Genomic DNA, 12,996 nt, shown 5'->3' with positions numbered 1-12,996 from the left:
CTACGCCCCGCACTGGGCGATACCGCTCTTGCGATACACGACCCGCTCGTTCGCATTGCGGATCGTCAACGTCGCCGGGAAATCGCTGACTTCTTCGCCTGCCCGCTCGCCCTCGGCTTCGTCTAGATCGATCGTCATCGAATAACTCATGCCGTCATATTCGCGCCTCGCGAGATAGGGCAATTCCGCGCTGCCTTTATCCGCCGCCAGCGTAACCAGCTCACCGCCGCGCAGGAAGTATCCGGTCTCGGCCATCGCCAGCGCGACTGCCGACAGCCCACCGCCCTCCGGTGCGAAGCTGCAGCCAGGGCCGTAGAGATCGTGCTGTTCGATTTCGCGGTAACGGATGGCGTCGAGTTCGAGTTGCTCCGGAGCCGGGGTCTGGTTCGCCTCGACCTCGGCGACCGCTGCAGCGCGCTCCTCGTCGGTCGGTTCGGCCGAGCAGGACGCCAGCGCCACGGAGAGGAGCAGGATTATGGCGCGCATCAATATCTCCCGTACTGTTCGTCGACGGATTCCCTCGACCGCTCCGCCCACGGCGCGGCCTAATCGGTTTTCCGGCCTCTCTCCCATATTCGCGTAATTGAGACCGTACCAGTCTTGGTCTCGTTCACTGAACCTTGGATCTGTGACCGCAGTGCAGTTTCTCGGCACGGCAGATCGAGCCAGATCCGGCTGGATTGCCCACCATTCGCTCCGCTGTGGGAACGGAATGGCCTTTCGCGATCGGTATGACGTCGGCGTGTCCCGCAAGGGTTGGCGCTCGCCTAGATCAGACCGACCAACTGTGCACTGTCTTCCCAGAGAGCACGGGTTGCCGCCTCATCGCTAGCCAATTCGGATGGATCAGGCCACGTCAGCCGCCCCTTGCGCAGGGCGCAATAAATGCGGTCGTCCGGGGCCCTTGCCACCATTGTCAGTTCGCTAAGCCCGCGACCCGCATGCGCCAAGGTGTTCATACTCTTCGCGAAGGGCACGAACAGCGGCAGCAGCGGCCAGACCAGCGTTCGCACGATCCAGGGCTGGCTGCGAACGAGCCCGGTGCCCGGCGTGAGACCGGGATCATAAGCGAATACAGACCATTTTCCGGCGCGCGCCTCATTCGTGGCGGCGAGGTAACGTGCTGTCATCAGATTGCACAGCTTCGACGCGGAGTATGCACGCATCCCGCCGACGGCAGCGACTCGGTCGCCCTCTGGGTCGCGATCAGGATGCGCCAGCAGTTCGGCATCTGCGTGACGTGGTGGCGGAACACCCGTTTTTTCGCGCGGATCGTGCGTGCCGCTCGATGTGATAACGAGGCGGGCGCCGGAGCCGAGCCTTGGCATGACGAGGCGTAGCAGCAGGTAATGCGCCAAGTGGTTGGTTGCGAAGGTCGTTTCAAAGCCATCGACGGTGCGGGTGGCGGCGGTCGCTCGCTGTCCACCTGCATTCAGAACCAGATGTGTGATGGGCTCGTCCGGAATGGCCTCACAGAAAGATCGCACGGAGGCGAGGCTGGCAAGATCCAGCGGTTTTCCCTCCCACTTTGGAGGCAAGGACGCGTCGCCTCGCACGCCCATGATTTTTCGACCCGGCAGCGAGGAAATTCGCTGCGCCGCGACGCGGCCCAGCCCCCGCGTGCCACCTGTCATCACAACAGCCATGACCAATCCTTACGCAGTAAAGTTTACGCTGCATAGTTGAGGTGCTAGGAGGTGTCAATGCAAGCCCGAGACGACCAACGCTATCATCACGGAGATCTCCGCAGCGCGCTCCTCACCGCCGCGCTCGACAGGCTCGAAGCGGACGGTCCGTCCGCGCTGTCGCTTCGAGCCCTGGCGCGTGCGGTCGGCGTCAGCCCAATGGCGCCCTATCATCATTTCAAGGATCGAAAGGCGCTGCTGGCCGCCGTCGCAACTGCCGGTTTCGAGCGCTTGCAGCAGCATAAGCTGGAGAACGAAGCCGCCCACCGGAACGCCCGCGAAGCGTTGCCGGCGGGCGCCGCGAATTATGTTCGCTTCATCCTTGCCAACCCCAATCTCTACCGGCTCATGCAGAGCGCCGAATTCGCGGAGCGGAGCACGTACCCCGAGCTCCACAGGGCAGCCGCCGCACCGGCAGGAACCCTGAGAAACCTTATCGCTCGAGCTTTCGAAGAGCATGGAGTGCAAGGACGGTCGATAGAGGATTGTGCAAGGATGGTTTGGGGCCTTGCCCATGGTATCGGCACGCTTGCCCTCGACGGGCAGATCAGCCGGGACGCCGCGCCCGAGTTGGCCCAGTCGGGAACGGCGGCAATGGTCGAAGGCTGGCTGAACCGATAGTGTTTAATGTCCAGCGACGTCCGCTTGCGCAACGTCCTGCTCCACTGGCGAACGTCCACAACCGGCGTCGTGATCGAAACCTCTCGGTAACGGCCTAAATCCCGCGAAGGCCGCCGCTTCTTTAAAGTTGCGAGACCACTCTTCTAATGTCGCCCAAACAGCTTCTCGACGTCCTCGAGGGCTAGCTTCACCCATGTCGGCCGGCCATGGTTGCACTGCCCCGAACGCGGCGTGCGCTCCATCTCGCGCAGTAGTGCGTTCATCTCGTCGACACGCAGCACGCGCCCTGCCCTGACCGAACCGTGACAGGCCATCGTCGCCAGCACGAGATCGAGCTTCTCGCCCAGCAGCAGCGCCTCGCCATTGAGCGCAAGATCGTCGTCGATGTCGCGCAGCAGCTTTTCGGGATCGGTCCGCGCGATCGCGTGCGGCAGGCTGCGCACCAGCATGGCGGAGGGTCCGAACCGCTCGATCGCCAGGCCGTGCTCGGCGAGTTTCGGCGCCGCTTCCTCGAGCCGGTCGCAGCTGGTCTCGTCGAGCTCGACCACCTCGGGGATCAGCAGCGCCTGGCTGCGCGCGACCGCTTCCTCAGCGCCTGCGCCACGCAAGCGTTCGAGCACAAGCCGTTCGTGCGCCGCATGCTGATCGACCAGCACCAGCCCGTCCTTCGCCTCGGCCACTATATAGGTGTTGGCGACCTGACCGCGCGCGATGCCGAGCGGATAGTCCCGTGCTTCCTCGGCAACTGGCGCTGCTTCCTCGGCGCGGCCTCGCGGTTCGGCTATGACATCGGCATCGGCACCCCGCCACGCTGCGCTCGGTTCGGAAACCCGCTGCTGCGGTGCGGACCAGTCGCGCCCCTCGAAGATCGAGCGCAGTGCGGGCGAGGGTTCCTCGCGCACCGGCTCCTGCTGCCAGCGGCTCATGGCGCCTGCATCGGGCGCCTGCGCGCTGCGCTTGTCGCCGGTCGCCAGCGCCTGCCGCAGGCCCGAGACGATGAAGCCACGCACACCCTGAGCATCGCGAAAGCGGACCTCGGTCTTGGCGGGATGCACGTTCACATCGACATCCTCGCAGGGCAGTTCGAGGAACAGCGCCAGCACCGCATGGCGATCGCGCGCGAGCATATCGGCATAGGCCCCTCGCACCGCGCCGGTGAGCAGCCGGTCCTTCACCGGGCGACCGTTGACGAACAGATACTGGTGATCGGCCACGCCGCGATTGTAGGTCGGCAGGCCGGCGATCCCGGTCAGCCGCATTACGCCGCGCTCCATGTCGATGAGGACGCCATTGTCCTTCAACTCGCGCGCGATCAGCTGCGCCACGCGATTGGCGAGCCCGTCCCCGGCCTGCAGTCCGAAGATCTGCCGCTCGCCATGGTCGAGCGTGATCGCGACATCGGGCCGCGCCATAGCCAGTCGCTGGACGACATCCTTGCACGCGGCATATTCGCTGCGCGGCGTGCGCAGGAACTTGCGGCGCGCGGGGATCTTGCCGAACAGGTTTTCGACCTTCACACGCGTGCCCGGCGGCAGCGCGGCCGGTCCTTCGCTAACCAACTCGCCATGATCGACCACGCGCTTCCAGCCCTGCTCGGCATCATGCGGACGGCTCTCGATCGTGAAGCGCGCAACGCTCGCAATGCTGGGCAGGGCCTCGCCGCGAAAACCGAGCGTCGCAACCTGCTCGATCGCCTCGTCGGGCAACTTCGATGTCGCATGCCGCTCGAGCGCCAGCGCCATCTGCCCGGGTTCCATCCCGCAGCCATCATCGGTCACCTCGAGGCTGGTCAGGCCGCCTTCGACCAGCTTGACGGCAATGCGCGAGGCCCCTGCGTCGATCGCATTTTCGACCAGTTCCTTGAGCGCGGACGACGGTCGCTCGACCACCTCGCCGGCGGCGATACGGTTGACGAGATTATCGGGCAGGCGACGGATCTGCGGCATGGTCGGTTCATGGTAGCGATGAAGCGCCGCGATTCCGAGGTGGCGCGTTCAGCTATCCCCCGCGGCGACCGTGGAAATTTTTGGCATTCCCTGCGTATTCTCGCTAAGGCACCGCCACCATTTCACCCCGGAGAGGTGCGAGCGGGTTCACGCCCCCTCGCCTGACCACGCGACATTACGGAAAATCGAATAAACATGGGCTTCTGGAACAATCTCTTCAAATTCGGCGTGCAGAACATGGCGATCGACCTGGGGACCGCCAATACGCTGGTTTACGTGCAGGATCAGGGCATCGTCCTGAACGAGCCGAGCGTGGTCGCGCTTGAGACGATCAACGGCATGAAGCGCGTCAAGGCCGTGGGCGACGATGCGAAGATGATGATGGGCAAAACACCCGATTCCATCGAAGCCATCCGCCCGCTACGCGACGGCGTGATCGCCGATCTCGACGTGGCTGAGGAGATGATCAAGCACTTCATCCGCAAGGTGAACGGCCGCAAGAGCCTGATGCGCTATCCCGAGATCACCATCTGCGTGCCCTCCGGCTCCACCAGCGTCGAACGCCGCGCGATCCGCGATGCCGCGTCCAACGCGGGCGCCAGCCAAGTCTATCTCATCCTCGAGCCCATGGCTGCCGCGATCGGCGCGGACATGCCGGTGACCGAACCGGTCGGTTCGATGGTCGTCGATATAGGCGGCGGCACCACCGAGGTGGCGGTGCTCTCGCTGCGCGGCCTCGCCTATACCACCTCGGTCCGTACCGGCGGCGACAAGATGGACGAGGCGATCGTCTCCTATGTTCGCCGACATCACAATCTGCTGATCGGGGATAGCACCGCCGAGCGGATCAAGAAGGACTTCGGTGTCGCCCGCCCGCCCGAAGACGGCGTGGGTGAAAGCATCACGATCAAGGGCCGCGACCTCGTCAACGGCGTGCCCAAGGAAATCACGATCAACCAGGGCCATATTGCCGAGGCGCTTTCCGAACCGATCGGTGCTATCGTGGAAGGCGTGCGTATCGCGCTCGAAAACACCGCCCCCGAACTGGCGGCCGACATCGTCGACCAGGGCATCGTGCTCACGGGCGGCGGCGCGCTGATAGGCGGGCTGGACGAATATCTGCGCGAAGAGACCGGCCTGCCGGTCACGATCGCCGAAGATCCGCTGTCCTGCGTGGCAGTGGGCACCGGGCGCGCAATGGAGGACCCGATCTATCGCGGCGTCCTGATGACAGCATAGGAAGGCATAGGGGATGGCGCCGACAGGCTCACGGCGCTCGGGGTATTCTCGCAGGGCGCAATACAACCTCTTCACCGGTTACGTGATCGCGGGCGTGGGCGCGCTGATCGGCGCGATCCTGCTCGCTCTGTCGTTCTTCCAGCCCCAGTTCTTCGGGGGGCTGCGCGGCGTGGCCCAGGATGGGGTTTCGCCCGCGACCGAAACGGCCGCTACCGTGCGCACGGGTTCGAAAGGGTTCTGGGACACGGTGAGCGGTTATTACCGCGCCGGCTCGAAGAATGCCGAACTCAAGCGCGAGATGGAGATCGCGCGTATCCGCCTGGCCGAGGCGGAGGCGGTGAAGCAGGAGAATGCGCGCCTGAAGGGCTTGCTCGACCTGCAGGACGAGGAGCGCGAACCTGTGGCCGTGGCCCGTTTGGTGGGCTCTTCGGCGTCGAGCACCCGGCGTTTCGCCTATCTCGGCGCAGGCTCGAACGACGGCGTTGCCATAGGGATGCCGGTGCGCTCGCCGCGCGGAGTGGTGGGCCGGATTCTCGAAGTCGGCAGCGAAAGCTCGCGCGTGCTGCTATTGACCGATTCCGAGAGCGTCCTGCCGGTCCGTCGTGCCGGTGACGAAGTCGTCGCTTTCGCCGAAGGACGCGGCGACGGTCTCCTGCGTATCAAGCTGATCAATCTGGGGATCAACCCCCTCGCCCCCGGGGATGTGTTCGTTACCAGTGGCGCGGGTGGATACTACCCGCCGGGTATCGCAGTGGCGATCCTGACCGAGACTACCGACGACGGCGGCCTGGCGCGGATCGTCAGCGACCCTGCGGCGACCGATTACGTCAGCGTCGAGCCCATATTCGAGCCCGAAGCGGCGCTGGGCGCGGCCACACCGATCGAACGCGAGCTGTCCGAGTGATGGAACGCAACGACCCGCGTTCGCGCAGCGACGCCTACGGAAGCAGGATCAACCGTTCGCATTCTCCACTGCTTGCCAATTTCGTACCCTGGGCGTCGATCGTCCTGGCATCGATACTGCCGATCTTTCCCGTCGCGACCGCGCTACCGATCGTCCCCCCGCTCGGCCTGCTGATGCTGCTGGCCTGGCGGCTGGTCCGTCCGGGCTTGCTGACGGTCTGGGCCGGAATGCCGCTGGGTCTGTTCGACGACCTCTACAACGGCCAACCTTTCGGTTTTGCGATCCTCACCTGGTCGATGATCATGCTTGCCGTCGAACTGATCGACACCCGTCTGCCATGGCGCACCTTCTGGCAGGACTGGTTCAGCGCGGGTATACTGATTTTCGGCTATCTGGGTGCAGGCTGGCTGCTTTCGGGTGGTCAACCGACCGTCCACTCGCTGATCGCCCTGGTTCCGCAACTCGTGCTTACCATCCTCCTTTTCCCAATTGCAGCGCGGCTTGTCGCTACGCTCGATCGGTTCCGCCTGACCCGGTGGAGGGCCGTCTGATGCGGCTGCGTAAACGGGCGCGTCCGCGCGAAGTCGTTACCCAGTCGACACTCGAAAACGCATTCGATCGCCGGACCTTCGTCATTGGAACGGCGATGGGCGGACTTGGTGTGCTTCTGGCCGCCCGCATGGGCTATATCGCCATCGCCGAGAACGAGAAGTACGAGCTCGAAAGCGAGAGCAACCGGGTAAACCTGTCGCTGATCCCGCCCCGTCGCGGCTGGATCCTCGACCGTAATGGCGCCCCGCTGGCGTCGAACCGGGCCGATTTCCGCGTCGACATCATTCCCGAACGCACCCCCGATACCGACGCGACGATCGATGCGCTGACCACCATCCTCGATCTCGACGAGAACCAGGCGGCGGACATCCGCAAGCGGGTCGAAGACGGTCCAGGCTACCAGCCCGTCGAAATCGCCTCGGGCATCAGCTACGATGATTTCGCGGCCGTAAGCGTGCGCCTGCCCGACCTGCCCGGCGTCATCCCTCAGAGGGGCTATTCGCGCTTCTACCCGACCGGACCGACGGTGGGCCATCTCCTCGGCTACGTCGGCACCGCCAACGCCGAAGAATATGACGAACAGGACCGCAACCCCCTGCTCGTCACGCCGGGATACAAGATCGGCAAGGATGCGCTGGAAAAGCAGTTCGAACAGGAATTGCGCGGCGTCCCCGGTGCGCGGCGCGTCGAGGTTACCGCATCGGGCCGTATCGTTCGCGAACTCGAAACGCGCGAGGACGTGCAGGGTGATCCGGTACGCCTGACGATCGACGGTCCGCTGCAGGACTATGCCGCGCGGCGCATCGGCCTGGAGAGCGGCTCGGTGGTCGTCATGGATTGCGAAACCGGCGATCTGTTGTGCATGGCTTCCATGCCCAGTTTCGACCCCAACAGCTTTTCGCAAGGCATCGGCCGCGTCGAATACGCCATGCTGCGTGACGACGAACGCGTTCCGCTCCGCAACAAGGTGCTCAAGGGCCTCTACCCGCCCGGTTCGACCATCAAGCCGATGCATTGCATGGCCTTTCTGGACGCCGGCGTTAAGCCGGAGGAATCGATCATCTGCGGCGGTGGGCGACGCGTGGGCAATCGCTTCTTCAACTGCTGGAGCAACCACGGCCGCGTCGATATGGCGAAGGCCATCTACCAAAGCTGCGACAGCTATTTCTATCATTTCGCCCAGCAGGTCGGGTTCGAGAAGGTGGCACAATGGGCGCACAAGATGGGCCTCGGCGAAGAATTCGATCTGCCGGTGGCCAGCCAATTCTATGGTACGGTGCCCGAACCCGATTGGAAGATGCGTAAGTTCGGCCGCGAATGGCAGAATTACGACACCGTCAATTCGTCGATCGGTCAGGGCTATTACCTCGCCAGCCCGCTCCAGCTCGCAGTGATGAGCGCCCGCCTGGCAACGGGCAATCGCGTGTTGCCGCGTCTGCGCCGAGGCAGCGACAGTATCCGGTTCGAAAGTTTCGGGTTCAGCCCGGACGAGATCGGTTATGTCCGCCAGGCGATGAGCGACACGGTCAACGGGCCCGGTACCGCAGGCCGTGCGCGCCTGCCGATCGAAGACGTCCTTATGGCGGGCAAAACGGGTACGGCCCAGGTCGTTTCGCTCAGCAAGTCGGACGGCAAGACCGGGCCGTGGAAGTTCCGCGATCACGGCCTGTTCGTGTTCTTCGCCCCCTTCGATAATCCCAAATATGCCGGTGCCGTCGTGATCGAACATGGCGGCGGTTCGGGTGCCGCCTACCCGATCGCTCGGGACGTGATGACCTTCATGTTCGATCCGGCGAAAGGGATGGAAGCGTTGCGCGCTCTCGAACAGCAGTGGGGCGGCACGGCCAAGGAGCGGCTCAACGCCAAATATCGCAACTACGCGGCAGCCGAGGGCCAGGTCATCCCGCCGGCACCCGCCCGCGACGAGGATATCTTCGATCAGGTCGAGGCCGAAGCCCGGCTTGCTGCACGCCAGACCGAAAACCTTGCCGAGCAGGCGAGCCCGTCGCGCGTCGACAATCGCACGGCTGCGGAGGTCTCTCGTGGCTCCGACGCGGCCAACCGGGACGACTTGCAGTGACCGGTATCGTCCCTGCCCCCGTCGCGCGGCAGCCCTGGCAGATGCTCTTTCCGCTGTTCGTCCTGATCGGCTTCGGCGCGCTGGTCCTGTTTTCGGCGGCCGCCGGAAGCTGGGACCCTTACGCTTCATCGCATGTGATCCGGTTCGGCGTTTTCCTTGCCATGGCCTTCGTGCTCAGCCGCTTTTCGCGCGAGCTGGCTATGTTCTTCGCCTTTCCGATCTATATCGTCGTGCTGCTGATGCTGGTGGCCGTGGAGGCGATCGGCTTCGTCGGCGGCGGCAGTCAGCGCTGGCTGGACCTCGGCTTCATGCAGCTGCAACCCTCGGAATTGATGAAGCCGGCGGTGGTGCTGATGCTGGCCCGTTTCTACGCCACGCTCCCGATCGGAATGATCCCGACGTGGCGGGCCTTGATCCCGGCGGGCGCGCTGATCATGACACCTGTCGCGCTGGTCCTTCTTCAGCCGGATCTCGGTACTTCGCTCGCCATCGTGTTCGGCGGCGCGATGGTCATGTTCGCGGCCGGTCTGCCGATGCGCTGGTTCCTGGGGGCCGCCGTCGCCGCGGCGGTGCTGGCCCCATTGGCATTCTTCTTCGGTTTGCAGCCTTACCAGCAGCAGCGCGTCTTCACCTTTCTCGACCCCGAAAGCGATCCTCTGGGCGACGGCTATCACATCACCCAGTCCAAGATCGCGATCGGTTCCGGCGGCTTTTCGGGCAAGGGCTTCAACGAAGGCTCGCAAAGCCATTTGCACTACCTGCCCGAACCGCACACCGACTTCATCTTCGCCACCATGGCCGAGGAATGGGGCTTCGTCGGCGGCCTCGTGGTGATCGGCGCCTTCGCAATGATATTCCGATGGGGACTGTCGGTCGCGCGCGCCAGCAGCGATCGCTTCGCCAAGCTGGTCGCGCTGGGCATGACCGCGACGATTTTCTTCTACGTCGCCATCAATCTGATGATGGTCATGGGGCTCGCGCCCGTGGTCGGCATCCCCCTGCCCTTCATGAGCCATGGCGGCAGTTCGATGTTGACCAATATGATCTGCATCGGCTCGCTGATGATGGTCCATCGCTGGAACCGCAAGGCTCCGCGCACCGGATTGCTTCGCTAGAGTTCGACGAGGCCCAGCTTGAGCGCACGAACAGTTGCGGTGACGCGATCGTTGGTCTGCAGCTTGTCGTAGATCCGGCGCGTATAGGTTCGCACGGTTTCGGGCGAAATCTCGAGGATCGTCGCAATATCGTTCGAGGATTTGCCCCGCCCCATCCATTCGAGGACCTCGCGTTCGCGCTCCGACAGGACGACCGAAGGCTTGCCTTCGTCGATGACCTTGCAAATCTGCAGATGGGCAGCGAGCAACAGGGATTGCACCTGCTGCAGCCGGCCCATCGCAAAATGGTCCGGGTCCTGCCCGAACCGCACCAGGGCAAAGGCGTCGCGATTACGCGGTCCGAAGAGCGCGAAGGCCACCCAATTGTCGACACCCAATTCGTCTAGCCGCTCGAAATAAGCCTCCGCTCCCCGGTCTCCCTGCGCCAGCTTGCGTGCTCCCGTCCATGTCAGGATCGGACCGTGTTCGAACGTCAGCTGGGGCACGGGATCGCGGCGCTTGTAATCCGCGCCGATGTAGAGCTTCTGGTACTCCAGAGGATAATCGCGGGCCCAGATGAAAGCCTTTTTGGACGTCTGCGATTCGAACGCCGGGGTGAAATGATAGCTGAACCAGCTAGCGCCCTCGTCCTTGCAGTTCGCGTATACGTATTCGAGAATCGCCTCGCAATCGTCCATTCTCGCGATATGTGCCGCAAATGCCTGCATCGGTCGATCAGCTTTCGGGCCTGTCCCCTTACTGAGGGACTGGAACCTATCATTTGTTTGGCTAAAGGCCCACCGGAATGAACGCCAACGCTCGGTGGGGGGCAATCGTTGGCTCGTTAGGAACGCACATTACCATGACCCCCGAGAATCACCGGCGACGGGCCGGCGACGATATCGATTGCGACTGCGACAACCTCGCCGGGAAGGTCGGAGACGACACCTGCGACAAGGTATTGGTCGAAGTCTGCCGAGCCAACAAGCTCGGTGTGACGATTACCATATGGGATCTGCCGCAGGTCACAGGGCTGCCACTACACGAAGCTTTTGCAGCCGTCCGCGCGCTGGAATTCGGTCGAATCCTGTCGATCGGCGACGATCCGGCCAACCCCTTCGGCGCGACACTGCATATCCAGGACGCTGCAATGACACGGCTGGACAAGCTTCGCGCAGCCTGAGTTGGCGATTAGGGCTTTTCATCGCAAAAAAGCCCGCTATATGGGCGCCTCCCGAGTCGGGAACGCCTCTTCCCAAGAGGCCGCGGCACGCCGCAGTGTGGACGCATAGCTCAGTTGGTAGAGCAGCTGACTCTTAATCAGCGGGTCCTAGGTTCGAGCCCTAGTGCGTCCACCAATTTTCAAACACTTACGGATGATTGGGCGGCGCGACCACCCGCTTGGGTCCCAATGGGGTCACAGATCCGGATCATACGCGAACCCACCGCATTACGCCCAGGTATCGGAAATCCAGATACCTCGGCCATTGAAGTGCCGGCGGGCACGAAGAATGCGCATCCTGGGTCCGGAATAGGTGTGCAGGCTCACTTGCTGCACACGCTATCCGCCCCACGTAGTTCAAGCCGTTAGCGGCAAACCAACGCGCTCGCCGAAGCTTCTAACCCCCTGCCAAAATGTCCACATCGGATCAGGGTGCGGACAGATATTGCAGAACATAGTTGGTCGACGTGCTGACCCATCCCAGTTCAAGATGGTTGACCGCCACCGTGACGCTGCCGCCATGCGTCGTCATGCCCACGGTGTCGCGGCAGCTCGCGATGAAGACCACCCCGTCCGACGGTCCGGTATGCTCGTTATGGAGCAGCGCGATGTCGGGCTGGTTCCCGCAGATGTTGTGGATACGCACACTGCTGGGCGATGGCGCCTGGCGGATCACGTCGACCAGCGAGCGCGACAGATAGGCCGACAGGCCCGGCCCCGAGCTGTAGAAGCCCTGGCCGCCATGAAAGGTCGTGTACCAATCCTGTTCGTAGGTGGGCAGGCCATAGGTTCCGCTCCAGTCCTTCAGCAACTGGGCCGATCCCGGGAAATAGGCCGAGCTGTAAGTCCATTCCGGGCCCGAGCGCCACAGGCCGTAGCAGACCAGCTTGTCATGCGGCGTCGGTCCGTTGATGACCCCACCGCAGGCCGGATACACCGTCAGGCTGAATGTCCATCCGTGGCGGAAAGACAGATCGATGCCGTTGTTCGCCGACCCGAGCAGGATCAGGCGGCGGACGTCGCCGCGATAGGCCGTGCCCCAGGATTTGCGGACGCTGGAGACATACATCCGCGCATTCGACGCGGCTTTGGACCATGCGACGACGTCGACCTGGCCGGCACCCGTGCGGGATTTGATAATGGCGATCGCATCGGCAATCTGTTCGGACCAGAAATAGCCATCGCCATTCTTGTGCGGCAGGCCGAGTGCGAAGACGCGGTAGCCACTGCTCGACAAGTCCTGCATCAGGCCGGTGGACGGGCAGCTTGAACGGCCACATCCGTAACTGCCCGCTTCGTTGGGATCGGCCCAGGCGATATCGGCATCCTGATTGGCGCCGTGCACAAGCAGGACCGGCACCTTCGTTCCCACATTCCAGTTGGGCGCGTAATAGAGAAGAAAGCGCGAGCTGTGCGGCCGGGCGGTTCCGAAGAAGGTCGCACGCTGTCCGGATTGATCGCCCCGACCGTCGCTCGGGAAACTTTCCTGGGTGAAGGCCGTGAGATTGTCGCGCCACCGTTCGACCCGTACCCATCCATTGTCGATCCCGTTGGAGAAGGTGGCTTCCAGGGTGGTCGATCCAGCGGTGGCGGGAAGCCCCCATGCGAGCGCACATAGGCTCAGCAATAGTGTCCATATCCGTTTCATCGTCG

12 protein-coding genes and 1 tRNA gene are annotated in these 12,996 nt (G+C 63.5%); 8 read left to right on the top strand and 5 right to left on the bottom strand.

Annotated elements, in window-relative coordinates; genetic code table 11:
- Positions 1–486 (bottom strand): hypothetical protein, encoded by a 486-nt coding sequence (locus ACQY4G_RS12565; RefSeq protein WP_421991324.1) that lies wholly within the window; start codon positions 484–486, stop codon positions 1–3.
- A 281-nt stretch (positions 487–767) separates the two neighbouring features.
- The gene (locus ACQY4G_RS12560; protein WP_421991322.1) at positions 768–1,646 is read right to left on the bottom strand and encodes an SDR family NAD(P)-dependent oxidoreductase; all 879 of its coding nucleotides are present in this window, start codon (positions 1,644–1,646) and stop codon (positions 768–770) included.
- A 57-nt stretch (positions 1,647–1,703) separates the two neighbouring features.
- On the opposite strand from ACQY4G_RS12560, the gene ACQY4G_RS12555 reads away from it, so the two are divergent.
- On the top strand, positions 1,704–2,306 hold the full coding sequence (locus tag ACQY4G_RS12555; protein ID WP_421991320.1) for a TetR/AcrR family transcriptional regulator: 603 nt from the start codon (positions 1,704–1,706) through the stop codon (positions 2,304–2,306).
- Between the two features lie 143 nt (positions 2,307–2,449).
- On the opposite strand, the gene mutL is transcribed toward ACQY4G_RS12555, so the two are convergent.
- Positions 2,450–4,252 carry a DNA mismatch repair endonuclease MutL gene (gene mutL / locus ACQY4G_RS12550; RefSeq protein ID WP_421991318.1) on the bottom strand — a complete coding sequence of 601 codons (1,803 nt, stop codon included), beginning with the start codon at positions 4,250–4,252 and terminating at the stop codon, positions 2,450–2,452.
- Between the two features lie 195 nt (positions 4,253–4,447).
- On the opposite strand from mutL, the gene ACQY4G_RS12545 reads away from it, so the two are divergent.
- From ACQY4G_RS12545 to rodA, 5 genes are read left to right on the top strand one after another with little or no spacing between them, the layout of a single operon-like run.
- Positions 4,448–5,491 carry a rod shape-determining protein gene (locus ACQY4G_RS12545; RefSeq protein ID WP_067688804.1) on the top strand — a complete coding sequence of 348 codons (1,044 nt, stop codon included), beginning with the start codon at positions 4,448–4,450 and terminating at the stop codon, positions 5,489–5,491.
- A 13-nt stretch (positions 5,492–5,504) separates the two neighbouring features.
- Positions 5,505–6,395 carry a rod shape-determining protein MreC gene (gene mreC / locus ACQY4G_RS12540; protein WP_421991316.1) on the top strand — a complete coding sequence of 297 codons (891 nt, stop codon included), beginning with the start codon at positions 5,505–5,507 and terminating at the stop codon, positions 6,393–6,395.
- Complete coding sequence (locus ACQY4G_RS12535; RefSeq protein WP_421991314.1) at positions 6,395–6,946, top strand: rod shape-determining protein MreD; 552 nt, start codon at positions 6,395–6,397, stop codon at positions 6,944–6,946. The genes mreC and ACQY4G_RS12535 overlap by 1 nt, the downstream gene beginning before the upstream one ends.
- Positions 6,946–9,027, top strand: a complete 2,082-nt coding sequence (mrdA, locus tag ACQY4G_RS12530; RefSeq protein WP_421991312.1) for a penicillin-binding protein 2 — start codon at positions 6,946–6,948, stop codon at positions 9,025–9,027. Before ACQY4G_RS12535 ends, mrdA begins: the two co-directional genes overlap by 1 nt.
- A 41-nt stretch (positions 9,028–9,068) precedes the next feature.
- The gene (gene rodA, locus ACQY4G_RS12525) at positions 9,069–10,142 is read left to right on the top strand and encodes a rod shape-determining protein RodA (RefSeq protein ID WP_067688795.1); all 1,074 of its coding nucleotides are present in this window, start codon (positions 9,069–9,071) and stop codon (positions 10,140–10,142) included.
- Here the strand turns inward: rodA and ACQY4G_RS12520 are convergent.
- The gene (locus ACQY4G_RS12520) at positions 10,139–10,819 is read right to left on the bottom strand and encodes a LuxR C-terminal-related transcriptional regulator (RefSeq protein WP_421991310.1); all 681 of its coding nucleotides are present in this window, start codon (positions 10,817–10,819) and stop codon (positions 10,139–10,141) included. The genes rodA and ACQY4G_RS12520 overlap by 4 nt on opposite strands.
- 164 nt (positions 10,820–10,983) lie before the next feature.
- On the opposite strand from ACQY4G_RS12520, the gene ACQY4G_RS12515 reads away from it, so the two are divergent.
- Complete coding sequence (locus ACQY4G_RS12515; protein ID WP_291170951.1) at positions 10,984–11,304, top strand: hypothetical protein; 321 nt, start codon at positions 10,984–10,986, stop codon at positions 11,302–11,304.
- Positions 11,305–11,403: 99 nt separating this feature from the next.
- Positions 11,404–11,479, top strand: a tRNA-Lys gene (locus tag ACQY4G_RS12510).
- Positions 11,480–11,770: 291 nt separating this feature from the next.
- Here the strand turns inward: ACQY4G_RS12510 and ACQY4G_RS12505 are convergent.
- A complete protein-coding gene (locus tag ACQY4G_RS12505; RefSeq protein WP_291173474.1) occupies positions 11,771–12,991 on the bottom strand; it encodes an esterase/lipase family protein in 1,221 nt (406 codons plus the stop codon).
- Positions 12,992–12,996: the final 5 nt, after the last annotated feature.

Origin of the sequence: Qipengyuania sp. (assembly GCF_965277845.1) — a bacterium.
Taxonomy (GTDB): domain Bacteria; phylum Pseudomonadota; class Alphaproteobacteria; order Sphingomonadales; family Sphingomonadaceae; genus Qipengyuania.
The sequence above is the reverse complement of the archived record's forward strand: the minus strand, read 5'-3'. Positions and strand labels throughout refer to the sequence as shown.

Coding starts and splice junctions, on each gene's coding strand:
- ACQY4G_RS12545 (WP_067688804.1), top strand. CDS start 4,448: ATGGGCTTCTGGAACAATCTCTTCAAATTCGGCGTGCAGAACATGGCG.
- ACQY4G_RS12555 (WP_421991320.1), top strand. CDS start 1,704: ATGCAAGCCCGAGACGACCAACGCTATCATCACGGAGATCTCCGCAGC.
- ACQY4G_RS12560 (WP_421991322.1), bottom strand. CDS start 1,646: ATGGCTGTTGTGATGACAGGTGGCACGCGGGGGCTGGGCCGCGTCGCG.
- ACQY4G_RS12535 (WP_421991314.1), top strand. CDS start 6,395: ATGGAACGCAACGACCCGCGTTCGCGCAGCGACGCCTACGGAAGCAGG.
- ACQY4G_RS12515 (WP_291170951.1), top strand. CDS start 10,984: ATGACCCCCGAGAATCACCGGCGACGGGCCGGCGACGATATCGATTGC.
- mutL (WP_421991318.1), bottom strand. CDS start 4,252: ATGCCGCAGATCCGTCGCCTGCCCGATAATCTCGTCAACCGTATCGCC.
- ACQY4G_RS12505 (WP_291173474.1), bottom strand. CDS start 12,991: ATGAAACGGATATGGACACTATTGCTGAGCCTATGTGCGCTCGCATGG.
- rodA (WP_067688795.1), top strand. CDS start 9,069: ATGCTCTTTCCGCTGTTCGTCCTGATCGGCTTCGGCGCGCTGGTCCTG.
- mreC (WP_421991316.1), top strand. CDS start 5,505: ATGGCGCCGACAGGCTCACGGCGCTCGGGGTATTCTCGCAGGGCGCAA.
- ACQY4G_RS12520 (WP_421991310.1), bottom strand. CDS start 10,819: ATGGACGATTGCGAGGCGATTCTCGAATACGTATACGCGAACTGCAAG.
- mrdA (WP_421991312.1), top strand. CDS start 6,946: ATGCGGCTGCGTAAACGGGCGCGTCCGCGCGAAGTCGTTACCCAGTCG.
- ACQY4G_RS12565 (WP_421991324.1), bottom strand. CDS start 486: ATGCGCGCCATAATCCTGCTCCTCTCCGTGGCGCTGGCGTCCTGCTCG.